Consider the following 24,873-nt stretch of genomic DNA (forward strand, 5'->3'; position numbering starts at 1 on the left):
GCGTACGCGCTTTTTCGCACAAGCCGTCGCGTGGCAAGGCACCCCGCCTCAGCCGCCGACGCCGAGCGACTTGAGCTTGCGATGGAGCGCCGAGCGCTCCATGCCGATGAACTCGGCCGTACGGGAGATGTTCCCCGAGAAGCGTGCGATCTGCGCCATCAGGTATTCGCGCTCGAAGATCTCGCGCGCCTCGCGCAAGGGCAGGCTCATCAGCTTCTCGCCCCCCGTCCCGCTCGGCGTCGCGGGCACGAGCGCGCCCACCTCGGCGGGGAGCATGTCCGCCGTCACCTCCGTCTCGACGTCGCCGGCGGCGAGAATCATCAGCCGCTCGACGTTGTTGCGCAGCTGGCGCACGTTGCCCGGCCAGTCGTGCGTCTGCAGAACGGCGAGCGCGTCGTGGCCGATGCGACGCGGGGGCAGGCCCGTGGCGCGCGTGATCTGGTCCATGAAGAAGGCGATGAGCTCCGGCACGTCCTCGCGGCGCTCGGCCAGCGCCGGCACGCGGATCGGCACGACGGAGAGGCGGTGGAACAGGTCCTCCCGCAGCCGGCCGGCGGCGATCTCCGCCGCGAGATCGCGGCTCGAGGAGGAGACGATGCGCACGTCCACGTGGACGCGCGTCGTGCCGCCCACGCGCTGGAAGTTCTGCTCGACGAGCACGCGCAGGATGCGCGCCTGGGTCTCCTTGGGGAAGTCGGCGATCTCGTCGATGTAGAGCGTGCCGCCGTGCGCCTCCTCCAGCGCGCCGACCCGGCGCTCGCGCGCCTCGCCCGATTCGATGCCGAAGAGCTCCGCCTCCATGGTATCGGGCGTGATCGTCGCCGCGTTGATGACGACGAAGGGCCCGTTGGCGCGGGTCGAGAGGCCGTGCAGCGTGCGTGCCGCAAGCTCCTTGCCGGAGCCCGGCGCACCCGTGATGAGGACGCGCGCGTTCGTCGGCGCCACGCGCTCGATGGTCTGGCGCAGCTGGTTGATGGCGTGGGACTTGCCGCAGATCCGGCTCGCCTGGGCCGAGCGCGCCTTGAGCTCGCGCACTTCGCGTTTGAGCCGCGAGGCCTCCAGCGCCCGCTCCGCGACGAGAACGAGCCGATCGGCCTTGAACGGCTTCTCGATGAAGTCGTAGGCGCCGAGCTTTATGGCAGAGACGGCGGTCTCGATGTTGCCGTGGCCCGAGATCATGACGATCGGCAGTTCGGGATGGCTGGCCTTGACCTGCTCGAGCACCTGCAGCCCGTCGAGGCGCGAGCCCTGCAGCCAAATGTCGAGGAAGACGAGATGCGGGCGCCGGCTCTCGATCGCGGCCAGCGCGTCGTCGGACGAGCCGGCCGTGCGGCAGCGATGCCCCTCGTCCTCCAGGATGCCCGCGACGAGGTCGCGGATGTCGGTCTCGTCGTCGACGATGAGAATGTCGGCACTCATGGCGTCGTCGCCCCCGAAGCTGGCGCCGTCTCGGCGCGGGTCTCGTCGGCGCGCCCGGCGGGCGCGTCCTCGACCGGGAACCAGAGGCGCACCCAGGCGCCCCGGCCGGCCGGATTGTCGCGGAGCTCGACGCCGCCGCCGTGCTCCTCGAAGATCTTCGCGACGATGGGCAGGCCGAGGCCGGTGCCCTTCTCGCGGGTTGTCATGTAGGGCTCGAGCAGCCTCTGGCGGTTCTCCACCGGGAATCCGCGGCCCGTGTCGATCACGTCGATGGCGAGGATCCCGTCCTCGCGGGCGATGCCGACGCTGATCCGTCCCTCGCCCTGCGGCACGTCGGGCGATTCGCTGATCGCCTCGGCGGCGTTCTTGAGGATGTTCGTCACGGCCTGCGAGACCAGGCGCCGATCGAAGCGGGCGTGCAGTGGCGTCTCCGGCAGCTCGTCGACGAAGGCGATGTCGGGATGGGCGATGCGCATCATGAACACCGCCTGGCGGAGCGTGTCGGTGAGATCCTCGTCCCCCTCGAGCTTGGGCTTGGGCATGCGCGCGAAGGAGGAGAACTCGTCCACCATGCGCTTGATGTCGTCCACCTGGCGCACGATCGTGTCCGTGCACTGGTCGAACACCGCCCGATCCTCCGTGATCACCTTGCCGTACTTGCGCCGGATGCGCTCGGCCGAGAGCTGGATCGGGGTCAGCGGGTTCTTGATCTCGTGGGCGATGCGCCGGGCCACGTCCGCCCAGGCGGACGTGCGCTGGGCGGCGACGAGATCGGTGATGTCGTCGAGGGTGACGACGAAGCCCTTCTCGTCCCCCCGCGCCTGCTCGGAGGTGACGCGCACGTCCACCGTGCGCTCGCGCCCGCCGCGCTGGATGGCGATCTGCTCCTGCGTCAGGCGCGTTCGCGAGGCGCGGGCCGTCTCGACGAGCGCGGCGAGCTCGGGCAGCGCGTCGATGGCCGGGCGGCCGACGACGTCGGCTTCGAGAACGCCGAAGAGCCGCTCGGCGGAGGGGTTCATGATCGTCACGGCGCCGTGCGCGTCGAGCCCGATGACGCCGGCGGAGACGCCCGAGAGCACGGCTTCCGTGAAGCGCCGGCGGCGATCGATCAGGTCGCTCGCGGCGGTGAGCCCGTCGTGCTGGCGGCGCAGCTCCGAGGTCATGGCGTTGAAGGTCTGGCCGAGGAAGGCGAGATCGCCCTCCGTGCGGCGCACGGGGACCTGGACGTAGAAATTCCCTTCCGCCACCTGCTGCGTGGCGCGGATCAGCCGCCTGATCGGCGAGACCAGCCTGTCCGCGGAGCCGATCCCGAACCAGATCGCCGAGAGCAGGATGATCAGCGTGATCACCGCCAGCATCGAGGCGAAGGCGACCTGGATGCCGTTCGAGAGCTGCTCGAGCAGCCGGTAGTAGCTCATCCCCGCTTCCGCCTCGTTGGGGAAGTCGAGGGCTCGCCGATCGACGAAGCGGGTGACGAAGAGGATGCGCCCGTCGTGCTCCTGCAGCCGGAGGATGGAGCGCAGGACCGAATCCTCGCGGGGCACGAGGCACAGCGCGTCCTCCACTTCCGCGTCATCGAGATCCTCCGGGCCCGGCACTTGGAGGCCGGGGATCGGGACGTTGACGATCTCCTCGACGACGCGCCCGTCGGGCTCCACCATCATGGCCACCGGGAAGCCGAGGAAGACGGCGCGCGAGCGCATGAACTCGCGAAACAGGGCGGGATCTGCGTCGTAGAGCACCTTGGCGCGGTCGAGATCCGCCGCCATCAGCGTCGTCTCGCGGGCGAGCGTGCGGCATTGCAGCTCGCGGTACTCGTGCGCGATCTCCACCGTGTTCTGCAGGAGCGTGTCGATCCAGCCCGAGAACCAGGGCTCGAGCCCCCGCGCCAGCGCGATCGAGGCGACGACGGCGACGACCACCACGGGCACCGTCGCGATGCCGCTGAACAGGCCCACGAAGCGCAGGTGCAGCCGCGCGCCGGCCGCACCCGCGCGCCGCGCCCGCAGCAGCCGGCGGGCCTGCATCGCCATCATCAGCGCGAGCGCCAGGATGAAGCCGATGTTGATGAAGAGCGCGTTGAGCGTCACGCTCTCGGTCGGCTGGATCGGCGTGAGGCCCGACAGGATCAGGAAGCTCGCGAGCGCCGAGACGAGGGCGGACACGACGAGCGCGAGCCCGAGCCAGCCGGGCCCGCTCGCCCCGATCTCCTCGTCCGCGTTCGGCGTGCGTCGCTTGTCCTTCACGTCGGCCTCGGGCTCCCCCAACGCCCGGAGCGATTCGGCCCCGGCGCGCTGATGCGTTCACACAACAGTGTGGCGAAACTAATACAGTGCCGGTCGGGAAGGAACAGGGGCGAGGACGATGAGACGCGATCGATCGGCGTCAGGTCCCCTGCCCTTCGGCGCTCTCGTCGGTCTGAACGACGCGTCCGCGAAAGCCGGTGGCGAGCACGAACAGCTCCGCCGAATCGGCGCGGCTCGCGCCGGGCTTCACGTGCCGCACGGCGGCGAAGTCGCGCTTGAGATCGGCGAGGAGCGTGTGCTCCGTGCCGCCGCGCAAGACCTTGCACAGGAAGGTCCCGCCCGGCGCCAGCACCTCGCGGGCGAACTCGACGCCCGCTTCCGCGAGACCCATGATGCGCAGGTGGTCGGTCTTCTTGTGGCCGGTGGCGTTGGCCGCCATGTCGGACATCACGACGTCCGCCTCGCCGCCGAGAAGCGCCTTCAGGCGATCGGGCGCGTCCTCGGCGAGGAAATCGAGCTCGATGAAGGTGGCGCCGGGCATCGGCTCCACGGGCAGGAGGTCGATGCCGACGATGGTGGCGCGGTCCGAGCGCTCCAGCCCGATCTTGCGCGCGGCGACCTGGGACCAGCCGCCGGGCGCGGCGCCGAGATCGACGATGCGCTGGCCGGGCTTCAGGAAGCGGTACTTCTCGTCGATCTCGAGCAGCTTGAAGGCCGCGCGCGAACGGAAGCCCTCCGCCTTGGCGCGGACGACGTAGGGGTCGTTGAGCTGCCGCTCGAGCCAGCGCTGGGAGGACGTCGTGCGCCCCCGCGCGCTCTTCACGCGGACCTTCATGGCGCGCGGGGCGCCGGATTTCTTCTCGCTCACGGTGTCTCGGGCTCGTGGCTGCGGGGAGGTCGGGCGCGGCTCACCGCCGGCGGCGGCGCCACACCCCGTCCTCGCGCATCAGGTTCATCAGGATGCCCTCGCGCAGGCCGCGATCGGCGATGCGCAGCCGCGGCGAGGGGAAGGCACGGCGGATCGCCTCCAGGATGGCGCAGCCGGCGAGGACGAGGTCCGCCCGGTCGCGGCCGATGCACGGATGCGTCGAGCGCTCGTCGTAGTTCAGCCGGATCAGGTCCTCGATGACGTGGTCGATCTCGACGTCCGCCATCCACAGCCCGTCGACGCGGCGTCGGTCGTAGCGCGGCAGGTCGAGGAAGATCCCGCCGAGCGTGGTGACGGTGCCGGAGGTGCCGAGGAGATGGAAGCCCGGCGCGTTGCTCGCAGAGCTCGCCGCGATCTGGAAGGGCTCGAGCAGGACCTGCACCTCCTCGACCATCCGCTCGAAGCTCTCGGGCGTGACGCACACGCCCCCGTGCCGCTCGGCCACGGTGACGACGCCGACGGGGAGCGAATCCCAGGCGCGGATGCGCTTGCAGGGGTCCTGCATCGGGCTCTTGGCGCGCCCGTCGAGCCACGCGATCTCGGTGGAGCCGCCGCCGATGTCGAAGATGACGACGGAATGCGCGTCGGGATCGGCGAGGGCCGCGCAGCCGGTCACCGCGAGATAGGCCTCGGTGCGGCGATCGACGATCTCGAGCTCGAGCCCCACCTCCTCCTGCACGCGCTCGACGAAGCTCTCGCCGTTGCGCGCCGCGCGGCAGGCCTCCGTGGCGATGAGGCGGGCGCGGCGTACACCCTTCATCCGCATCTTGTCGCGGCAGATCCGCAGCGCCTCCATCGTGCGATCGATGGCGAGCTGGCTCAGCCGCTCGCTCGCGGCGAGGCCTTCACCCAGGCGCACGATGCGCGAGAACGCGTCCACGACGCGGAAGCCGTGGCGCGAGGGCTGGGCGATGAGGAGACGGCAATTGTTGGTGCCGAGGTCGAGCGCCGCGTATGCGCTTGCGCCCGCGGGGTGGCTCGTGCGGGGGCGATGCGCGCCCTCGGGGCCGGCGAAAGCCGGCGCCTGCGGCGTGGCCGAGGCCAGAGGCGTCAGAGCCGGGACGCTCCCGGATTCCTTGACCTGCGGCTGATCTCCGACATTGACGAGCAAGTCCATCATCCGTCTGCGGCGCCGCCTCCGAAGAGGTTCGCCTAGCTACTTGCCGTTAATGTAAGCGCCCGAAAGCGGCCATGCCAAGGCCTATTGCGGCGAGCACGAAGCTTCGCCTGGGGACGGAGCCGCGCTCCGGCGTCTGCCGATCAGGCGGCGGACTTCGTCGCGAGCTGCCCGGGCGCCGTGCGGGCGACGGGGCGCAAGAGGCTCTTCACCTGCAGGTAGGGGCGCGGGCGGTTGATCACCTCGTCGAGGCGCGACCAGAGAACCTTGGGCGAGAAGGGCTTGGCGATGATCTCGTTGACACCGAGCCCGACCGCGCGATCGACCACGTAGCGGCGCGGCTTCGACATCATCACGATGATCGGCACCGTCGGCGCGGGCGAGGTCGTGGGCGTGCGGGTGAGGCGGATGAACTCCTCGCCCGAGAGGATGGCGAGGTCCCAGTCGAGGATCACGAGGTCCGGCTTCGATTCGGACAGCACGCCCAGCGCCTCCGCGCCGTCCGGCGCCTCGAGCACGCGCTTGATGCCGACGCGCGTCAGCATGTCGCGGAGGATGCGGCGCACGTAGAGGCTCTCGTCGACGACGAGGGCGGCGAGGTCCGGGAAGGTCGGGGTCGCGATCATGGAAGGGTGCGCATCCGGGTTCACGCGGAGTTTGCCGCCCCAACCTTTTCCGCTTCGCTAACGCGCAGGAAAACGCGTGCCGTGACGATGCGGGAGACGATCATGAGGAATGCGACCCGGTTCGAGCGCCGTCCCGCCCTCCCCGGCCTGGCGACGGGCGTCGCGATCCTCCTCGCCTCTCTCCTGGCGAGCCCGGCCGCGCGCGCCGCCGACGTCGAGGAGGGGCGCGCCATCGCGGAGCGCTGGTGCGCGTCCTGCCATCTCGTCTCTCGGGAGCAGGAGACCGCGACCGACGAGGTGCCGACGTTCCACGCCATCGCCGCGCGAGGGGATCTCTCCGGCGAGACGCTCACGGCTTTCCTGGCCGATCCGCATCCGGTCATGCCGGACATGGCGCTGACGCGCGACGAGATCGCGGATCTCGCTTCGTACATCGACAGCCTGGCCGATTAGGGCGCAGCGTGCGCGTCTCAGCCGCCCTCCACCTCCGCCCGCACGAGGCGGCGGGGACGGCGCGCGGCGGCGTTGCGCATCGCCTTGCGGGTCGCGACGGCCGCGGCCTCGCGCATCGCGTCGGCATGGAGCGGTGCGACCCTGGCCGGGCCGAGCGCGTTGCGCAGGACTGCGAGGTCCTCCGCGGTCTCGTGCGAGGCGTTGTCCAGGACGGGCACGGCGATCACTCCTCGGGCTTCGCGATGGTCTTCGCGAGCGATCACGAAATGTTACCGGATTGTTAACGCCTCACCTATCCGGTGGTTCCCCGATTCGTACTTGATGGACCCTGCGCGAGGCTGGCAGCCTCTCCTCGCGAGAACCTTCGCCTCGCAGGAACCTTCGCCGCGCGACGCGGTTCGTGCTCCCGTCCGCATCACGGGAGATCATCAGACATGACGGCCGAGCCTGGTGAGGCCGCCGAGGAGGCCACCAATGCCCCTCCCCCGCCGGCGCGCGGCGTCGCCCGGCGGGCGCTCGTCCTCGTCAACGGCAAGAGCCGCCGCGCGCCGGAGATGATGGAGACGGCCGTCTCCAAGCTCGACGCCTACGAGGATCTCGAGATCGTCGTCGAGGATTGCCACGATCCAGAGACGCTCGGCGACGTCATCCGCTCTCATCGCGACGACGTCGACATGGTCGTCGTCGGCGGCGGCGACGGGACCATGAACGCGGCCGCGCGCGGGATCATCGACACCGGCCTGCCGCTGGGCATCCTGCCGCTCGGCACGGCGAACGACCTCGCCCGCACGCTCGGCATCCCCGAGGACCTGGAGGCGGCGGCCGACATCATCCTGCGCGGGCGCACCCGGCTCATCGATTGCGGCGAGGTGAACGGGCGGCCCTTCTTCAACGTCGCCTCCATCGGTCTCTCGGCGGATCTAGCCCGCGAGCTGACGCGCGACCTCAAGCGACGCTTCGGCCGATTCGGCTATGCCATTGCCGCAGCTCGCGTCCTGGCGCGCGCGCGGCCCTTCCGCGCCACCATCGAATGCCCACAGGAGCGCGCCCGCGTCACCACCTTCCAGATCGCGGTTGGGAACGGGCGCTATTACGGAGGCGGCATGGCGGTGGACGAGACCGCGACCATCGACGACGCGACCCTCCACCTCTACAGCCTCGAGATGCGCCGGCCCATGGAGCTCCTGCTCCTCGCCGGCGCCTTCCGATCCGGCCGGCACGTGGCATTCCAGGACGTGCGCTCGCGCGCGGCGACGGAATTCACCGTCACCACGCGCAAGTCTCGCTCGGTCAACGCGGACGGGGAACTGATCACGAAGACGCCCGCGCACTTCAAGGTGCTCGCGCGCGCCGTGCGCGTGTTCGTCCCGGACGCGCCGACGCCGGGCCTGCACGGGCCGAACGGCGAGCCGCCGCCGGCCTGAGGCACTCGATCAGGCCGAGCCGGTGCGCACCATCGGCACGACGTTGTGGCCGGTAGCATCCGTCTCGAAGAAGCGGCGGATGTTTCGCGCGGCCTGGCGGATGCGCTGCTCGTTCTCGACGATGGCGATGCGCACGTACTCGTCCCCGTGCTCGCCGAAGCCGACGCCCGGCGCGACGGCGACCTCCGCCTTCTCCACGAGGAGCTTGGCGAACTCGAGCGAGCCGAGATGGCGGTAGCGCTCGGGGATGGGCGCCCAGGCGAACATCGAGGCGCTCGGGCTCGGCACGGGGAAGCCTGCCTTGTCGAAGCTCTCCACCAGCACGTCGCGGCGGCGCTTGTAGATCGCGCGGGTTTCCGCGATGCAGTCGTCCGGCCCGTTCAGCGCCGCGGCGGCCGCGACCTGGACCGGCGTGAACGCGCCGTAATCGAGGTACGACTTCACCCGCGCGAGCGCGGCGAGGAGCCGCTCGTTGCCCACCGCGAAGCCGATGCGCCAGCCCGCCATGGAGAACGTCTTCGACATGGAGGTGAACTCCACCGTCACGTCCATGGCGCCGGGCACCTGGAGAACGGAGGGCGGAGGCACGCCGTCGAAATAGATCTCGGCATAGGCGAGATCGGACAGCACGATCAGCTCGTGCTTCTTCGCGAAGGCGACGAGCTCCTTGTAGAAGTCGAGCGAGGCGGTGAAGCCCGTGGGGTTAGACGGGTAGCAGACGACGACGGCGATGGGCTTGGGGATCGAGTGGATCACCGCCCGCTCCATGGCGGCGAAGAAGGCGTCGTCCGCCGTCGCCGGGACGGAGCGAATCACTCCGCCGGCCATGAGGAAACCGAAGGCATGGATCGGGTAGCTCGGGTTGGGCACGAGCACCACGTCGCCGGGCGCCGTGATGGCCTGCGCCATGTTGGCGAAGCCCTCCTTGGAGCCGAGCGTGGCGACGACCTGCGTGTCCGGGTTCAGCTTCACGCCGAAGCGGCGCTCGTAATAGCCCGCCTGGGCGCGGCGCAGGCCGTTGATGCCCTTGGAGGCGGAATAGCGGTCCGTGCGCGGCTTGCCCGCGGTCTCGACGAGCTTCTGGATGATGTGCGTGGGCGCCGGCAGGTCCGGGTTGCCCATGCCGAGATCGACGATGTCGGCCCCGCGGGCGCGTGCGGCGGCCTTGATCCGGTTCACGGGCTCGAAGACGTAGGGCGGCAGGCGCTTGATGCGGTGGAAGTCGGTCATGGCGGGATCCAGGATTGCCGGGGTTTGCCGGGTCTCGTGTTGTAGCACGGCGTGGTTAATGGAGCATCCAGCAATAAGTCGCGGCGCAGGAGGCTCGGCTCGTGGCGCGCCTCAGCGGGTGCTCGGCGGCGGGGCGATATCGTCCTCGATGGCGGGCAGCGGCTCGACCGCGACGGGCTCCGGCGCCGGCCCGATGGCGAGGCGCCGCGCGCGAGCGCCGCGCGCGTTCGTCTCCGCGAGGGCGGCTTCGAGCTCGGCGCGCGCGGCCTCCACCTCGGCCTGCGTCTTCGGCGCGGTCTCCCGCGCCGGCGCCGGGGCGATGGGCAGGTAGTCCGCCTCGGCGGCGGGCCGGCTCTCCTCGATGAAGCCGGGGGCGGCCTGCTGCGGCGCCGTGGCACCCACGGACGCGAACACGTCGCGCACGGGGTTGAGGTCGCCCGCGCAGCCGCCGAGCGTCGCGACCGCGAGCGCGAGGCCCGCCGCCGTCACCATCCTGCGCCAGATCGCCGTCATGCACGCTCCGCTCGATCACGCTTTCCGGGAACGCCTTCGCATCGGGCGTCTTCCGGGTCTAGCGAAAACCATATCGCGCTCGGTAAAGTGTCGAAAGGACGGCGTCGACGGGCGAGCCCGGGCAGGGAGGTTCGGGGGAGGACGTCGGCGCGTCGCCGTCCGAACGAGGGGGAAGCGTCCGTGAGCGACAACAGAAGGTCCGAAGGACCACGCGCATCCACGTCCGACCAGCCCGCGCCCGATTTCGAGGCGATGTCGCGCAACATGGCGCGGCTCGTGGAGGAATACGGCAAGGCGACCGCGGCCTATCTCAAGCCAATCGAGGAGCGGCGGGCGAAGACGGGCATGGCCGACGAGATGTCGGACATGGTCAAGACGCTCGTCCACGTCACCGAGCGCTGGCTGATCGATCCGCAGAAGGCCATCGAGGCGCAGGCGCGCCTCGGCGCGTCCTTCTTCGACATCTGGTCGTCCTCGCTGCGGCGCATGCAGGGCGAGGACGTGCCCCCCGCCGCGGCGCCGGACCCGAAGGATTCGCGCTTTGCGGACAAGGAATGGTCCGACAACGCCTATTTCGACTTCCTCAAGCAGGCCTATCTCGCCACCTCGCGCTGGGCGGAGAGCATGGTCGACGAGGCGGAGGGGATCGACGAGCCCACGCGGCAGAAAGCGCGCTTCTACGTGCGCCAGATGTCGAGCGCGCTCTCGCCGTCGAACTTCCTCACGACGAACCCGGAGCTGATCCGCGAGACCCTGCGCGAATCGGGCGCGAACCTCGTGCGCGGCATGCAGATGCTGGCGGAGGACATCGAGGCCGGCGACGGCGAATTGAAGATCCGTCAGTCGGACCCGGCGCGATTCAAGGTCGGCGTCAACCTGGCCACGACGCCGGGCAAGGTGATCTTCCGCAACGAGCTGATCGAGCTGCTGCAATATTCACCGACCACGGACGACGTGCTGAAGCGGCCGCTGCTGATCGTGCCGCCGTGGATCAACAAGTTCTACATCCTCGATCTCAACGAGCAGAAGAGCTTCATCCGCTGGGCCGTCTCCCAGGGGCTCACCGTCTTCTGCATCTCCTGGGTCAACCCGGATGCGCGGCTCGCGGAGAAGAGCTTCGAGCACTACATGCGCGAGGGGATCTTCGCCGCGCTCGACGCCATCGAGCAGGCGACGGGCGAGCGGCAGGTGACGGCGATCGGCTATTGCGTCGGCGGCACGCTGCTCTCGACCGCGCTCGGCTACATGGCCGCGACGAAGGACGACCGCATCGCCTCCGCGACGCTCTTCACGACGCAGGTCGACTTCACCCATGCGGGCGACCTCAAGGTCTTCGCCGACGAGACCGGCATCCGCGCCATCGAGGAGACGATGAAGGCGCGCGGCTATCTCGAAGGCTCGCGCATGGCCTCGGCCTTCAACATGCTGCGGCCCAACGATCTGATCTGGCCCTACATCGTCAACGTCTACCTCAAGGGCCAGGCGCCCTTCCCCTTCGACCTGCTGTACTGGAACTCGGATTCGACCCGCATGCCGGCGGCGAACCATTCGTTCTACCTGCGCAACTGCTATCTCGAGAACAACCTCAGCTGCGGCAAGGTCACGATCGCGGGCAAGAAGATCGATTTGAAGAAGGTCAAGATCCCGATCTTCAACCTCGCCACCCGCGAGGACCACATCGCCCCGGCGAAATCCGTCTTCCTCGGCTCCTCCGCCTTCGGCGGTCCGGTGGACTACGTCATGGCCGGCTCCGGTCACATCGCCGGCGTGGTCAACCCGCCCTCCAAGCCGAAATATCAATACTGGACCGGAGGCAAGCCCGAGGGCGAGCTCGAGGACTGGATCGCGAAGGCGACGGAGCATCCGGGCTCGTGGTGGCCCTACTGGTTCTCCTGGATCGAGAACCAGGCGCCCGAGCGCGTCCCCGCCCGCACCCCAGGAGACGGCGCGCTCGCCCCCCTCGGCGACGCGCCGGGGACCTACGTGCTGGAGAAGGCCTGACGAGACGGCATCGCTTCCTTCCCGCAGGGGAGGAGTCCGCGCGAAGCGCGGGCGGTGGGGCCGTTCCGATCATTCTGCACCCCGGACCACCCCCGCCCCACCCTCCGACCCATGGGTCGTCGTCCTCCCCTGCGGAGAGGTGGCGCGTTCGGGTCCGAACCTGCGCGCTACTCGGCCCCCTCCGCGGCGACGCGTCGGCGCCGGAAGCGCTCCGCCAGGCGCTTACCGGCGGCGCTCGTCCGTGCGCCGAGCACCAGCATGGCCGGCGTCAGGATCAGCGTCAGCACGGTGGCGAAGGTGAGCCCGCCGGCGATGGCGCTGGCGAGCTCCGTCCACCATTGCGTCGAGGGCGCGCCGATCAGGATCTCGCGGCCGACGAGGTCGATGTTGATGCCGAGCACCATCGGCATGAGGCCGAGCACCGTCGTCGCCGAGGTGAGCACCACCGGCCGCAGGCGCTGAGCGCCCGTGCGCAGCACCGCCTCCACCGGGTCGAGCCCGCGGCGCAGGAGGTCGTTGCAGGTGTCGATGAGCACGATGTTGTTGTTCACGACGATGCCGGCCAGCGCGATAACGCCGATGCCGCCCATCACCACGCCGAACGGGCGACCCGTGATCAGCAGGCCCAGCAGCACGCCCGCCGTCGAGAACACGATCGCGGAGAGCACGAGGCCGGCCTGGTAGAGGCTGTTGAACTGCGTGACGAGGATGATCAGCATCAGGAAGATCGCCGCCCCGAAAGCCTGCGCCAGGAAGAGCCCCGCCTCCCGCTGATCCTCGTCCTGCCCGGCGAAGACGACGCGCACGCCCTCGGGCAGCTCCGCGTCGGCGAGCGCGACGCGCAGCGCCTCGATCCTCTCGCTGGCGAGAACGCCCTCCGGCACGTCGGCGCTGACCGTGATGACGCGGCGCGCGTCGATGCGCTGGAGCGTGCCCGTGCGCGGCGCGGGGCGGAATTCGACGAAGTTGCGGATCGGGATCAGCCCCTGGGCCGTCGGGATGCGGAACTGCTCCAGCTGCGCGAGGCTGCGGTCCGTCGTGGGGAAGCGCACGCGGATGTCGACCTCGCCGTCGGCGGTCTCCGGCCGGTACTCGGCCACCTGGAGGCCCGCCGTGAAGAGCTGGACGGCCTGGCCGAGCAGCGTCACGTCCGCGCCGTAGCGCGCGGCCTGCGTCCGGTCGACGGCGAGCTCCCACTCGACGCCGGGCAGCGGGCGCGTATCGGCGACGTCGACGAAGCCGCCGAGCCGCGCCATCGTCGCGCGCACGGTCTCGACGGCGGCGTCGAGCGCCCCGTCGCCCCCGCCCCGGCCGGTGACCTGCAGCTCCACGGGCTTGCCCTGCGCGGGCCCGCCCTCCTGCTCGCGGATCTCGAGGCGGATGCCGGGGATGTCCGCCGTGATCTCGCGGATGTCGGCGAGGATCGCGGCGGCGGGCGGGCGCACGTCCCAATCGCGCAGGTCGAGCTGGATGACGCCGATCACGTCCTCGCCGAGCTGGCGCCCGCCCCCGCCGCCGATGGTGCGGGCGTAGACGTGCTCCAGCTCCGGCAGGTCGAGGACCCGCGCCTCGACGCGGCGCACGAGGGCGTCCTTCTCCCAGACCGAGAGGTTGCCCCGCGCCTGCACCTGGATCTGCGCGAAGTCCGGCTCGACGGAGGGGAAGAACTCGATGCCGCGCCCGTAGGCGCCATACGCCGCGACCGCGCCGACGAGGAGCGCGAAGGCCGCGACCAGCGTCAGCGCCGGGCGCCGCACGGCCCAGCGCAGGGTGCGCAGATACGCGCCCGTCCCACCGCGTATGTCGTCGAGGTCGCCCCCCTCCGCCGCGCGCAGGGCCGCGAGCTGCGCCTCGCTTTGCGCGCCGGGCTTGCCGATCATGCCGCCGAGAACGGGGATGAAGACGAGCGCCATGGCGAGCGAGGCCGCGAGCGTGAGGATCACCGTGATCGGCAGGAACTTCATGAACTCGCCGACGACGCCGCCCCAGAACAGGAGCGGCACGAAGACGGCGAGTGTCGTCGCGGTCGACGAGACGATCGGCCAGGCCATGCGCTTGGCCGCCTCCGCGTAGGCCTCGCGCGGGGGAACGCCCTCGGCCATGCGCCGATCGGCGAGCTCCGTCGTCACGATGGCGCCGTCGACGAGCATGCCGACGACGAGGATCAGCGAGAACAGGACGACGATGTTGAGCGTGTAGCCGAGGAAGTAGATCGCCACGATGCCGGCGAGGAACGCGCCGGGGATCGAGAGGCCCACGAGGAAGGCGGTGCGCAGGCCCAGCGTCGCGATGATGACGATCATCACAATGACGATCGCGGAGAGCACGTTGTTCTGCAGATCCCCCAGCATGGTGCGGATCTGCTCGCTCTCGTCCTGGAGGTAGGACACGGAGAGCGCCGCCGGCCAGCCCTCCTGGCGCTCGGCGACCAGCGCGCGCACGGCCTCGACCGTCTCGATGATGTTGGAGCCGATGCGCTTCTTCACCTCCAGCGCCACCGCCGGCTGGCCGTCGATGCGCGCGAACCCCTCCGGATCGCGGAAGGTGCGGCGCGGCACGGCGACGTCGGCGAAGGTGACGACCGTGTCGCCCACCACCTTCACCGGCAGCGAGAGCACGTCCTCGATGTCCTCGATGACGCCGGGCACCTTGAGCACGATGCGCCCCGCGCTCGTCTCCAGCGCGCCGGCGGCGATGAGGCGGTTGTTGCGCTGGATCTGCTGGACGAGCCCTTCGAAGGAGATGCCGTAGGTCTCGAGCGTCACGGGATCGATGAGGATCTCGAGCAGCTCCTCCCGATCCCCGCCGATATCGACCTCGAGCACCCCCGCGAGGCCCTCGATGCGGTCCTGCAGGTCGTTCGCTATGGAGACGAGCGTGCGCTCCGGCAGCGGGCCGGAGAGCACGACCGTGAGGATGGGGAAGAGCGCGACGTTCACCTCCTGGACGATGGGCTCCTCCGCGCCCGCCGGCAGCTCCGGCTGGGCACGGTCCACCGCCTCGCGCACGGCGTCGAGCGCCTCGTCCGAATCGGATCCCGCCTCGAACTCGAGCTGCACGGAGGCGTAGCCCTCCGCCGCCGTGGCGCTCATCTCGGAGAGGCCCTCGATCGATTGCAGCTCGCTCTCCAGCGGCCGCACGAGGAGCCGCTCGGCGTCGTCGGGCGCGATGCCCTCGTAGGCCACCGAGACGTAGACGATGGGGATCGGCACGTCCGGCGCGCTCTCCTTGGGGATGACGACGTAGGAGATCGCCCCCAGGATCAGCACGAAGATCAGCAGCATCACCACGGTGCGGGTGCGCGAGAAGGCGGCGTCGATGATCGCGTTCATCGCGCGGCCTCCTCGTCGGGCGCGGCGCCGGGCGCGGGTCGCGGCGCCGGCGGCGGCGCCTGCGGCGAGGGCAGCTCGCCGGGCGGCAGCGCGTCCCCGGGCAGCGAGGCGCCGGGCTGCTCGCTCGCCTCGACCGTCTGCTCCTCGACGACGCGCACCTCCTCGCCCTCGGCGACGAAGCCCTGGCCGACCGTGATGAGCAGGATCTCGTCGGGCAGGCCCGACACGTACACGCCCTGCGCCCGCGCCTGGACGATGTCGACGGCATGAAAGTCGACGATCCCCTCCTGCGTCACGGTCTTGACGCCGAGCTGGCCTTCGCTCGACAGCGAGAGCAGCGCCGGCGAGAAGAAATGCGCCGGCACCTCCTCGATGGGGATGCGCGTCTCGGCGCTGATTCCGGAGGGCACCTCACCGTCGGGGTTCGGCACCCGGATCTCGACGCGGAAGGTGCGCGTCTCGGGCTGCGCCGCCGCGGAGACGTAGGAGACCTCCCCCTCGGCCGCACGTCCCGTGACGAAGGCGACCTGCGCCGGGCGCCCGACCGCGACGTCGCCGATGCTCTGCTGGGGCACGTCGATGGCGACGACGAGAGGGTCGTTGTCGATGAGCGTCGCGATCTCGCCGTTGACGGGCACGAACTCGCCCTCGTCGATGGCGAGCGTGTTGACGATGCCGCCGAAGGGCGCCTCGATCGAGGTGTTGGCGATCTCCCGCTCGATCCGGTCGAGGGTGGCGCGGGCGGATTGGAGCGCGGTGAAGCGCTCGCGCAGCGTCGCCTGGGTGGTGACGCCGCGATCCTCGAGCTCGAGCGCCGCGTCGTAATCCGCCTGCGCCTGGTCGACGAGGGCCCGCGCCTCCTCGAGCCGCGCCGGCAGGTCTCCCGCGTCGACGCGCGCGACGAGATCGCCCTCCTCGACCCGCGTCCCCTCCGGCGCCGCGATCTCCGCCAGACGCCCGGCGACCTCGGCGCGCAGGGTCACGGAGCGGTTGGGCAGGACCTCGCCCTGGTTGAGCAGGGCGCGCGTGACGGGCGCGGCGCTGGAGCGCCGCACCTCGACGGGGAACGGCTGGCGCGCCGCGGAGGGCGCCGTGGGCTCGACGGCGGGCTCCGCGCCGTCGAGCAGGTAGCCCGACGCGATCCAGGCGACGAGGGCGACGGCGACGGCGGCCGCGATGAGAGTCGATCGGCTCATGAGGGGTCCGGGCTGGGCTTTCGAGGTCTCCGCGCACGCTGCGACGCGGGAGGGTGAGTGCGGGGGGCGGCCCGGGTCAAGGCGCGAGACCCTCCGGTGGTTTCCCCGGCGCGAGGAATCCGGGAACCGCGGGCGCGCTCGCCGATTGCCCTCTCCGACCGAAGACAGGAGGTTCCGACATGGCCGAGGCCACCACGGACCACGACACGATCCGGAAATGGGCCGAGGGCAAGGGCGGCAAGCCCGCCGCGGTCTCGCGCACCCACGGCGACGACAGCGTCGGCATCGTGCGCATCATGTTTCCGGATGCCGACCAGTCGAAGCACGGCGCGCTCACGGAGATCTCGTGGGACGAGTTCTTCGCGCAGTTCGAGGACGCAGAGCTCGCGCTCCTCTACGAGCCGACGAGCATGTTCTCGAAGATCGTCGGGCGCGACACGCTGGAGAAGCGCGAGCACGGCGAGAACCACGCCTCGCGCTGACCCTGCCGCACACCATCACCCACACGAGACGAGGGAGCTTCCCATGAAGACCACCGCCTCCACCCGATTCTCCACCACGATCTCCGCCGCCGCGCTCCTCGCGGCGCTCCTCGTCGCGCCCGGCGCGATGGCGCAGAGCGACACCTCCGGCATGACGACCGGCGCCATCGGCGATTACGGCCAGATGGATGCCGATGCGAGCGGCGGCGTGAGCGCCTCCGAGTTCCAGCCCTACATCGACCAGACCTACGACGCCTGGGACACGAACCAGGACGATCTCCTCGGCGAGGAGGAGTTCTTCTCGGGCCTGTTCGGCACCTGGGACGAGGATCGCGACACCATCCTGATCCAGGAGGAATACGACCGCGGCTACGCCTCCTGGTTCAACGACATCGATCTCGAGGAGGACACCGGCTATTCCACCACGCTCGGCGGGACCGACGAGGGCCTCTCGCAGCGGGACTTCGTCGCCGGCGCGTCCGAGACCGGCCTCTACGAAGCCTGGACCGGGAGCGAGGGCGACACCTCCCGCGAGGACTTCTCCGCGCGCTGGTACGACTTGATCTCGGGCGGCGACGACGAGCTCACGCAGAGCGAGTTCGAGGAGTTCTACCGCGGCGGCTGACGCCCGGCGGACGAGCGATGAACCAGCGGCGTCGGTCCGGACAGGGCCGGCGCCGTTTTCATATGCGGCGGAAAGATGAATGGTGAGCGCGCTGGGGCTCGAACCCAGGACCTACAGATTAAAAGTCCGTTGCTCTACCAGCTGAGCTACGCGCTCGTGCGGGCATTGGTTACGCGGAACGCCGCGGGCGGTCAACACGCCTGTGGACGCGGGCCGCGCGGCGTTTCGGTCCGGCGCGGGGAGGCGCTTGACGAAACCACGGCGGGCGGGCACTGCCATCGGCGTTGCCCTCTCACGCCTTGGAGCGCGCTCGTGGAGCGTCTGCGATCCTTCGTCGAATCCCGCCGCGTCGAGCGGGTCATCATGATGCTGATCATCGTCAACGCCGTCACGCTCGGGCTCGAGACCGTGCCTGCGGCGATGGCGCGATTCGGGCCGCTGCTTCTCGCCGTCGACAAGGCGATCCTCGCCGTCTTCACGCTGGAGATCGCCGCTCGCCTCGCGGTGCACCGGCTGCGCTTCTTCACCAACGCGTGGAACGTGTTCGACTTCGTCGTCGTCGCCATCGCGCTCGTGCCGGCGACGGGCGCGTTCTCGGTGCTCCGCGCGCTGCGCGTGCTGCGTCTGCTGCGGCTCGTCACCATCGTGCCTTCGCTCAAGCGCGTCGTCGGCGCCATGGTCGGCGCGCTGCCGGGGATGGGCTCCGTGATCGTGCTGCTGACGCTCGTCTTCTACGTCTTCTCGGTGATGGCGACGAAGCTCTTCGGCGCGTCCTTCCCCGACTGGTTCGGCTCCATTCCGGCGTCGGGCTACACGCTCTTCCAGGTGATGACGCTGGAGAGCTGGTCGATGGGAATCGTGCGACCGGTGATGGAGGTGTATCCCTACGCGTGGGCGTTCTTCGTGCCGTTCATCGTTGTGACCACGTTCACCGTGCTCAACCTCTTCATCGGCATCGTCGTCTCGGCCATGCAGGCCGTGCACGAGGAAGAAGCGAAGCGGGAGCGCGAGGCGGAGCGCCAGGCCGACCAGGCCGCGAGCGCGGATGCCGCGGCGAACGCGGTGCAGGAGGGCAACGCCGTTCTCGTCGAGGAAATCAGGGCGCTGCGCCGGGAGGTCTCGGAGCTGCGCGGCTCGCTCTCGGGCAAGCGCGACGTGGCGTGATCCCTCACACGCCGTGGAATGCCCGCTCGCGATAGACGAGCGCGCGGGCGTGCCGGCCGACGCGCACGTCGCGCACCTCCCCGATCACCACGTGGTGCGTGCCGACGATCTCCGCGGAAAGGAGCCGGCAGTCGAAGGAGACGAGCGCCGTCTCGAGCACCGGCGCGCCGGTCTCGAGCGTCGTCCAGCGGCCTTGGCGGAAACGGTCGTCGCCGCGCAGCTCCGTGCGCCCGGCGAACAGGCCCGCGAGGGGCTCGTCGTCCCAGGAGAGCGTGTTGACGCAGAAGATCGCGTTCTCGACGAGCGCCTGCGCGCTCTCGCTGCCGGCGTTGGCGCACACGAGGATGGTCGGCGGATGGTCGGACACGGCCGTGACGGCGGTCGCCGTGAAGCCGGCACGACCGTGAGGGCCCGTCGTCGTCACGACATGGACCGCGCCGGGGACCCGGCTCATGGCCTCGCGGAACGTCCCGGCGTCGAGAACCGTGTTCTCCGGGCTCTCCTGATCGGCGGCATCGGGGCGTGCGCTCAAGTGCGGGTCCTTCTCGATCGTCTCGGTGCGCAAGGGCTCCCTCCATATGGCCTGCCGGGCGCGAAAGGGAACCCTCTCGGCCATGCGCCGGCATCGGGGCGGCGCGGAGCGAGATCAACCGAGGGCGAGCACGCTCGCCTTCGAGGAGAACAGCTTCACCGAGCGATTGCGCGCGAGAGCGTAGAGCAGCGCCTTCACGCCCTGCGTCGCCCCCACCAGCGAGCGCGCGCGATCGGCGTTGGTGCCCCGGATCGCTTCCGCCCCGCCGATCTCGTAGAGATGCAGCAGCGCCGCGCTCGAGATCAGCGAGAGGTGCGTGAAGGCCTGCGGGAAGTTGCCGAGGAAGCCGCCGGTCTTCGGGTCGATCTCCTCGGCATAGAGGCCCACGTCGTTGGCGCGCGCGAGCAGGCTCTCGAACAGCGCCCGCGCCTCGTCCCCGCGGCCGACCGTGAGGTAGGCTTCCACGAGCCAGAAGCTCGTGATCATGAAGGCGCCCTCGCCGCCGGTCAGCCCGTCCTCGCCCTTGTAGCGGAAGACGAGATCGCCGACCTTCAGGTCCGCCTCGATCCGGCGCACCGTCTCCTCGAAGAGCGCCGGGTCGAGCGGCAGGCCGAGCAGCGGCACCTGCAGGAGCGCGGCGTCGACGGCCTCGTTGCCGAAGGATTGCGTCAGGTAGGGCGGATCGCCCGCCGTGCCCTTCTCGCGGATGGCGTCGAGGATGAGATCGCGGTTCTCGGCCCACAGCGGGCGATCGCCGAGCAGCTTCGCGGCGCGGTCGAGGGTCACCCAGGCCATGGCCTTGCCCTGCACGAAATCCTGCGGGCCGGAGCGCATCTCCCACAGCCCCTGGTCCGGCAGCTCCCAGGTGAGGCAGACGTGGTCGGCGATGGAGGCCATGAGCGCCTTCTCGTCGGGCCCGAGATCGGCGCCGAGCGCATGGCGCAGGTCCGCCCAGTCGAGCACCTCGCCGAAGACGTCGAGCTGGCGCTGCTCGGCCGCCTCGTTGCCGGTCCGCACCGGGCCCGCGCCGCGATAGCCGGCGAGGTCGCCGCGCGTCACCTCGGGCAGGAAGGGCTGTCCGTCGATGCCGTAGACGATGCGCATGGTCGAGCCTTCGCGCAGGCATCTCCTCGTGAGGAATTCCGAGAACCGTGCCGCCTCGCCGCTGTAGCCGAGCGCGGAGAGGGAGAAGAGCGCGAAGCACGAATCGCGCAGCCAGGAGAAGCGGTAGTCCCAATTGCGCGAGCCGCCGAGCTCCTCCGGCAGCGACGTCGTCGCGGCGGCGACGAGGGCGCCGGTCGGCGCGTAGGTCAGGCATTTGAGCGCGAGCGCCGAGCGAACCACCTGCTCCGCATAGGGTCCGCGATAGCGCGTGTAGGCCGCCCACTCGCGCCAGAAGGCGCAGGTGACGGCGACCAGCTCCTCCACCCGCTCGCGCGGATCGAAGAGCGGCATGACATGGGTGAGGACGGTGGGCACGCTCTCGCCCTCGGCGATCTCGTGGCGCACGAGGGCGGTGCCCTCGCGCATCTCGATCTCGCCGCCGCACCAGAGCATCAGCCCGCCGCGCAGCGCGATCCGCCCATCCTCGACCACCATGTTCAAGGCCTCTTTCGAGAAGCCCGGCCCACGGGGCGAGAATCGGCTCGTGACGGCGACCCGGCCCTTCGTGCAGGCGAGGCGTCGCACCAGCCAGCCAGGGGCGTTGAGGTCGACGTAGTCGTGGACGGCGGCCTCGCGGGTGCGGCCCACCGGCATGAAGTCGGTCACCTCGAGCACGCCCGTCTCGCAGACGAAGGTCGTGTGCAGCACGTTGGTGCGGTCGAGATAGGCGCGGTGTACCTCCTTCACGCCGTCGGGCAGGATCTCCCAGGCGCCGCCGCCGAGATCGCCGCGCTCGCCGCCGTCCAGCAGGCGAAAGAAGGTCGGGTCGTCGTCGAAGCGCAGCAGCGCCAGCCAATCGATCGCCCCCGCTCGGGACACCAGCGCGGCGCCGTGGCAATCGCCGATGATGGCGTAATCCTCGATGGGCGGCTGGACGTAGGGCGGCGGCTCGACGGGACGGGACTCGGGCGGCATGCGCTCTCCTCGGGGATCGGTCGGCGGGACAACGCACGGCGAGCGTGGCCGTTCGTCCGCGCGTCACGCCTCACGGGGACGTGACGCCGCAGCGGCGTTCCGGAGCGCGGCGCGATGCGCTATCTCGCAGAGCATGCGCACGTTCACGACCGCCCTCCTCCTCGTCGCGGCGACGGCCGCTCCCGCGCTCGCCGCGTCCGAGATCCCTGCTTTCGTCGGGCCGAACGCGCCGCTCGTCGGCGCGATCCACGACGCGCGCACCGGCGAGGCGCTGACGCCGGAGATCGTCGCTGCGATGGTCGCCGAGGCGGATCTCGTGCTGCTCGGCGAGCGCCACGACAACCCGGACCACCACGCCCTCCAGGCTTGGGCGACGGGCGTCGCCGCGGCGGCCCACCCGGAAGGGCGGCTCGTGCTGGAGATGGTCCGTCGCGGTGAGGACGTGCCGCTCGCAGAGGCGTCGGCGCAGGACGTCGAGGCGCTGGGCGAGGCGCTCGCCTGGGAGGCGAACGGCTGGCCGGACTTCGCGATGTACGCCCCGATCCTCGAGGCGGCTCTCGAAGCGGACTGGACGCTGCATGCCGGCGACGTCGACCGCGAAACGATGGGCGCCCTCGCATCCGACACGGACCCGCTCGGCGAGACGGAGCGCGCCCGCCTCGCCCTCGACGCGCCGCTGCCCGATGCCGCGCTCGCGACCATGGAGCAGGCCATCGTCGAGGGCCATTGCGGTCTCCTGCCCGACGAGGCCGTACCGGGCTTCGTCGCCGCGCAGCGCCTGCGCGACGCGTCGCTCGCGGACGCGCTGCTCGAGGCGCCCTCCCCCGCCGTGCTGATCGCGGGTGCGGGCCATGTCGGCCCGGAGGCGGTGCCGTTCTATCTCGCGGCACGCGCGCCCGAGCGCGAGACGTTGACCATCGCCTTCGTCGAGGCGCCGGCCGACGTCGAGGAGCCCGGCGCGCTGGCGCCGGGCTTCGGCACGCAGGACGCGCCCGTCGACATCGCCTGGTTCACGCCCGCGATCGAGCGCGGCGACGTCTGCGCCTCCCTTCGCGAGCGATTCGCGCCGGCAGACTGAGACGCGCGCCGCCACCTCCTCGAAGGGGAGGAGTCCGCGCGCAGCGCGGGCGGTGGGGCCGTCTCCTTTTACGGCGATGGCCGCTCAGAACGCCACCGCCCGCGGTTCGCGCCTGCGCATCAGTTGCGGCGTGCCGATCGTGGGCGTCACGCCCTCGCGCATCAGCATGCGCCGCAGCGGCCCGACCGCCGAGAGCGCGTGGAGGCCAGCACCCCGCAGGAAGTCCGCGGGGAGGATGCCGGCCAGAAGCGTGCGGTTGAGCATGTCGACACCGAGCGTGCGCGTGCGCACGTCGAGCGCGCGGGAGCGCTCGTAGGCCCGCAGTGCCGCGCGCGAGCCCGGATCGGTGTTCGCCGAGACGGCGGCGTCGCGCAGCGAGGCGACGTCGCGCAGGCCGAGATTGAGCCCCTGCGCGCCGATCGGCGGGAAGACGTGCGCCGTCTCGCCGACGAGCGCGAGGCGATCGGCGGTGTAGCGCTGCACCGACATGCCCGTCATCGGCACGACGCCGCGGGGCCCGTCGATGCGCATGGCGCCGAGCAGCGAGCGCGCCTGCCGCTCCACCGCGCGGGCGAGCGCGTCGTCGTCGAGCGCGGCGAGCGCCTCCGCCTTCTCCGGCGCCGTGACCCAGACGAGGCTCGAGCGGCGCCCGGGCAGCGGCACGAGCGTGAAGGGGCCGTGGCGGGTGTGGAACTCGCTCGAGACGTCGCGGTGGTCGCGCTCGTGCGCGAGGATGGTGGTCAGCGCCTTCTGCGGGTAGGTCCAGCTGCGCGTGCGGATGCCCGCCGCCTCGCGCAGCTTCGAGCCGCGGCCGTCGGCGGCGACGATCAGCGAGGCGAGGAGGCTCGATCCGTCGGCGAGGCGCACGGCACGCTCGGCGCCCTCCTCCGCCTCGTCCGGCTCGCCCTCACCCGGTGCGAAAACCTCCTGCACGGCGCCGAGCCCGTCCGCCGAGACGGGGAAATGCGTCAGCCCGGGCGCCTCGCCGACGGCCTCCGCCAGCCGCTCGACGAGGGTCGCGTTCTCCACGTTCCAGCCGAAGGCGTCGAGGTCGATCTCGTGCGCCTTGAAGTCGACATTGGGCGCGCGGAAGAGGTTGTCCGTGGCGTCGACGAGGCGCATCGTCTCCAGCGGCGCCGCCTCCGGCGCGAGCGCGTCCCACACGCCGAGCGCCTCGAGAAAGCTCACCGAGCCGTCGAGCAGCGCCACCGTGCGCCCGTCGCGCGCGGCGCGGACCTCGCCGACGAGCGCCGTCGCGTAGCCTTCCCGTGCGAAAGCCAGCGCGGCGGCGATGCCCGTCGCACCCGCACCGACGACGACGACGTCGAGGCTCTTCTCGCTCATGGTCCGCTCCCTCGCTGTGCTTCGAGGTCACACATCTAGCGCGCCCCGCGTCGCTTGGCGATTGATGCGCGTCAACGCGTCTCGCGCCGCGATGGTCTAGAGATGCGTACGTCCCGATCCTCGAAGGTCGCCCCGTTGAGCCGTTCCGCAGAGCCTCTCGCCGCCGCCTCCCCACGCGTCTTCGCGCGGCCCGTTCCCGTGGCGCTCGTCTCGATCGCCGCGCTGACGCTGATGGGCTGGTCGATTCTCTTCTGGGAAGCGATCCGCCGCGGCGGCGGCGCGGACGCGTTCCTGGAAGCCCTGTGCACGCCCGCCGCCGTCCTCGCGGCGCCGAGCCTCGCGGGCGCGCTCTCGGCGCTCGCGCTCTCGATCGGCATGTGGATCGCGATGAGCGTCGCCATGATGCTGCCCACCGCGAGCGCGCTCGTCGTCGGCTACGCCGATCGCGCCGAGACCGCCCGCGCGGCGGGCGAGCGCGCCGTCTCGCCCCTCGTGCTCGGCGCAGGCTACCTCTCCGTCTGGATCGCGGTCTCCGTCGTCGTGGCGCTCGTGCAGACGGGCGTGTCGGTGGCCTTCGCCACGGTCGACATGCCCGAGCGGATCGTCGGCGTGCTCGGCGGGGCGGCGCTCGGGGCCGCGGGGCTCTACCAGTTCACCGCCTTCAAGCTCTCCTGCCTCGTTGCCGTCGGCTCGCCCTTCGCGGGGCGCGAGGAGGGCTGGCTTTCTCGCCCCCGCGCCGTCTACGCGCTCGGCCTGCGCCAGGGCGCGGCCTGCGTCGGCTGCTGCTGGGCGATGATGGCGGTCCTCGCTTTGCTCGGAGCCATGAACCTCGTGTGGATGGCGGTGTTCTCCGCGATCATGGCCGCCGAGAAGCTCGTCGCCACCGAGCGCGCGGCGACCATCGTCGGCACGGGCCTGATCGCCGCCGGCGTCGCGCTGTCCGTGATGGCGGTCGGCCCGGAGGCGATCACGGACTACCTCGCCCGCTGACCAACGAGGTTGATGACGTCCGCACCGCGCCACCTCCCCGCAGGGCAGGACGACGACCCGAGGGTCGGAGGGTGGGGAGGGGGCGGGCCGGCCC

21 protein-coding genes and 1 tRNA gene are annotated in these 24,873 nt (G+C 70.8%); 8 read left to right on the top strand and 14 right to left on the bottom strand.

Annotated elements, in window-relative coordinates; all coding sequences use genetic code 11:
- Positions 1-48: 48 nt before the first annotated feature.
- The 5 genes from ntrX to IEX89_RS19515 form a co-directional block, all read right to left on the bottom strand.
- The gene (gene ntrX / locus IEX89_RS19495; RefSeq protein ID WP_188914937.1) at positions 49-1,419 is read right to left on the bottom strand and encodes a nitrogen assimilation response regulator NtrX; all 1,371 of its coding nucleotides are present in this window, start codon (positions 1,417-1,419) and stop codon (positions 49-51) included.
- Positions 1,416-3,665: a sensor histidine kinase gene (locus IEX89_RS19500; RefSeq protein ID WP_188914938.1), complete on the bottom strand. Its 2,250-nt coding sequence runs from the start codon at positions 3,663-3,665 to the stop codon at positions 1,416-1,418. The genes ntrX and IEX89_RS19500 overlap by 4 nt, the downstream gene beginning before the upstream one ends.
- A gap of 139 nt (positions 3,666-3,804) precedes the next feature.
- Entirely contained in the window at positions 3,805-4,500 is a 696-nt protein-coding gene (locus IEX89_RS19505) for an RlmE family RNA methyltransferase (RefSeq protein WP_188915042.1), read from the bottom strand.
- Positions 4,501-4,573: 73 nt separating this feature from the next.
- Positions 4,574-5,710 (bottom strand): Ppx/GppA phosphatase family protein, encoded by a 1,137-nt coding sequence (locus IEX89_RS19510; RefSeq protein WP_188915043.1) that lies wholly within the window; start codon positions 5,708-5,710, stop codon positions 4,574-4,576.
- A gap of 143 nt (positions 5,711-5,853) precedes the next feature.
- Positions 5,854-6,336: a response regulator gene (locus IEX89_RS19515; protein ID WP_188914939.1), complete on the bottom strand. Its 483-nt coding sequence runs from the start codon at positions 6,334-6,336 to the stop codon at positions 5,854-5,856.
- Positions 6,337-6,438: 102 nt separating this feature from the next.
- Between IEX89_RS19515 and IEX89_RS19520 the strand changes: the two genes are divergently transcribed.
- The gene (locus IEX89_RS19520) at positions 6,439-6,789 is read left to right on the top strand and encodes a c-type cytochrome (protein ID WP_188914940.1); all 351 of its coding nucleotides are present in this window, start codon (positions 6,439-6,441) and stop codon (positions 6,787-6,789) included.
- 17 nt (positions 6,790-6,806) lie between these two features.
- Here IEX89_RS19520 and IEX89_RS19525 read toward each other — a convergent pair whose 3' ends face one another.
- The gene (locus tag IEX89_RS19525) at positions 6,807-7,007 is read right to left on the bottom strand and encodes a hypothetical protein (RefSeq protein ID WP_188914941.1); all 201 of its coding nucleotides are present in this window, start codon (positions 7,005-7,007) and stop codon (positions 6,807-6,809) included.
- Positions 7,008-7,223: 216 nt separating this feature from the next.
- Between IEX89_RS19525 and IEX89_RS19530 the strand changes: the two genes are divergently transcribed.
- Positions 7,224-8,213 carry a lipid kinase gene (locus IEX89_RS19530; RefSeq protein ID WP_188914942.1) on the top strand — a complete coding sequence of 330 codons (990 nt, stop codon included), beginning with the start codon at positions 7,224-7,226 and terminating at the stop codon, positions 8,211-8,213.
- Positions 8,214-8,222: 9 nt separating this feature from the next.
- Here the strand turns inward: IEX89_RS19530 and IEX89_RS19535 are convergent, their stop codons facing one another.
- Together IEX89_RS19535 and IEX89_RS19540 are read right to left on the bottom strand one after the other, a co-directional pair.
- Positions 8,223-9,443 (bottom strand): LL-diaminopimelate aminotransferase, encoded by a 1,221-nt coding sequence (locus IEX89_RS19535; RefSeq protein WP_188914943.1) that lies wholly within the window; start codon positions 9,441-9,443, stop codon positions 8,223-8,225.
- 111 nt (positions 9,444-9,554) lie between these two features.
- A complete protein-coding gene (locus IEX89_RS19540) occupies positions 9,555-9,956 on the bottom strand; it encodes a hypothetical protein (protein ID WP_188914944.1) in 402 nt (133 codons plus the stop codon).
- Positions 9,957-10,208: 252 nt separating this feature from the next.
- Between IEX89_RS19540 and IEX89_RS19545 the strand changes: the two genes are divergently transcribed.
- On the top strand, positions 10,209-11,957 hold the full coding sequence (locus tag IEX89_RS19545) for a PHA/PHB synthase family protein (RefSeq protein ID WP_188915044.1): 1,749 nt from the start codon (positions 10,209-10,211) through the stop codon (positions 11,955-11,957).
- Positions 11,958-12,124: 167 nt separating this feature from the next.
- Here the strand turns inward: IEX89_RS19545 and IEX89_RS19550 are convergent, their stop codons facing one another.
- Together IEX89_RS19550 and IEX89_RS19555 are read right to left on the bottom strand one after the other, a co-directional pair.
- Positions 12,125-15,289, bottom strand: a complete 3,165-nt coding sequence (locus IEX89_RS19550) for an efflux RND transporter permease subunit (protein ID WP_188914945.1) — start codon at positions 15,287-15,289, stop codon at positions 12,125-12,127.
- A complete protein-coding gene (locus IEX89_RS19555; RefSeq protein WP_188914946.1) occupies positions 15,286-16,485 on the bottom strand; it encodes an efflux RND transporter periplasmic adaptor subunit in 1,200 nt (399 codons plus the stop codon). The genes IEX89_RS19550 and IEX89_RS19555 overlap by 4 nt, the downstream gene beginning before the upstream one ends.
- 179 nt (positions 16,486-16,664) lie before the next feature.
- Here IEX89_RS19555 and IEX89_RS19560 point away from each other — a divergent pair, with 179 nt between their 5' ends.
- Both IEX89_RS19560 and IEX89_RS19565 read left to right on the top strand, forming a co-directional pair.
- Entirely contained in the window at positions 16,665-16,967 is a 303-nt protein-coding gene (locus IEX89_RS19560) for a hypothetical protein (protein ID WP_188914947.1), read from the top strand.
- A gap of 43 nt (positions 16,968-17,010) precedes the next feature.
- Positions 17,011-17,592 carry a hypothetical protein gene (locus IEX89_RS19565; protein ID WP_188914948.1) on the top strand — a complete coding sequence of 194 codons (582 nt, stop codon included), beginning with the start codon at positions 17,011-17,013 and terminating at the stop codon, positions 17,590-17,592.
- 80 nt (positions 17,593-17,672) lie between these two features.
- Here IEX89_RS19565 and IEX89_RS19570 read toward each other — a convergent pair.
- Positions 17,673-17,748, bottom strand: a tRNA-Lys gene (locus IEX89_RS19570).
- 156 nt (positions 17,749-17,904) lie between these two features.
- On the opposite strand from IEX89_RS19570, the gene IEX89_RS19575 reads away from it, so the two are divergent.
- Positions 17,905-18,756 carry an ion transporter gene (locus tag IEX89_RS19575; protein ID WP_188914949.1) on the top strand — a complete coding sequence of 284 codons (852 nt, stop codon included), beginning with the start codon at positions 17,905-17,907 and terminating at the stop codon, positions 18,754-18,756.
- Positions 18,757-18,760: 4 nt separating this feature from the next.
- Here IEX89_RS19575 and IEX89_RS19580 read toward each other — a convergent pair whose 3' ends face one another.
- Positions 18,761-19,321 carry a flavin reductase gene (locus IEX89_RS19580; protein ID WP_244645586.1) on the bottom strand — a complete coding sequence of 187 codons (561 nt, stop codon included), beginning with the start codon at positions 19,319-19,321 and terminating at the stop codon, positions 18,761-18,763.
- Positions 19,322-19,402: 81 nt separating this feature from the next.
- Complete coding sequence (locus tag IEX89_RS19585) at positions 19,403-21,367, bottom strand: glycoside hydrolase family 15 protein (RefSeq protein ID WP_188914951.1); 1,965 nt, start codon at positions 21,365-21,367, stop codon at positions 19,403-19,405.
- Positions 21,368-21,500: 133 nt separating this feature from the next.
- Here IEX89_RS19585 and IEX89_RS19590 point away from each other — a divergent pair, with 133 nt between their 5' ends.
- Positions 21,501-22,445, top strand: coding sequence for a ChaN family lipoprotein (locus IEX89_RS19590; RefSeq protein ID WP_188914952.1), 945 nt, complete (start codon positions 21,501-21,503; stop codon positions 22,443-22,445).
- A gap of 84 nt (positions 22,446-22,529) precedes the next feature.
- Here IEX89_RS19590 and IEX89_RS19595 read toward each other — a convergent pair whose 3' ends face one another.
- Positions 22,530-23,789: a UbiH/UbiF family hydroxylase gene (locus IEX89_RS19595; RefSeq protein WP_188914953.1), complete on the bottom strand. Its 1,260-nt coding sequence runs from the start codon at positions 23,787-23,789 to the stop codon at positions 22,530-22,532.
- Positions 23,790-23,924: 135 nt separating this feature from the next.
- Here IEX89_RS19595 and IEX89_RS19600 point away from each other — a divergent pair, with 135 nt between their 5' ends.
- The gene (locus IEX89_RS19600) at positions 23,925-24,779 is read left to right on the top strand and encodes a DUF2182 domain-containing protein (RefSeq protein ID WP_188914954.1); all 855 of its coding nucleotides are present in this window, start codon (positions 23,925-23,927) and stop codon (positions 24,777-24,779) included.
- Positions 24,780-24,873: the final 94 nt, after the last annotated feature.

Origin of the sequence: Salinarimonas ramus, from assembly GCF_014645695.1 — a bacterium.
GTDB classification, from domain to species: Bacteria; Pseudomonadota; Alphaproteobacteria; order Rhizobiales; family Beijerinckiaceae; genus Salinarimonas; species Salinarimonas ramus.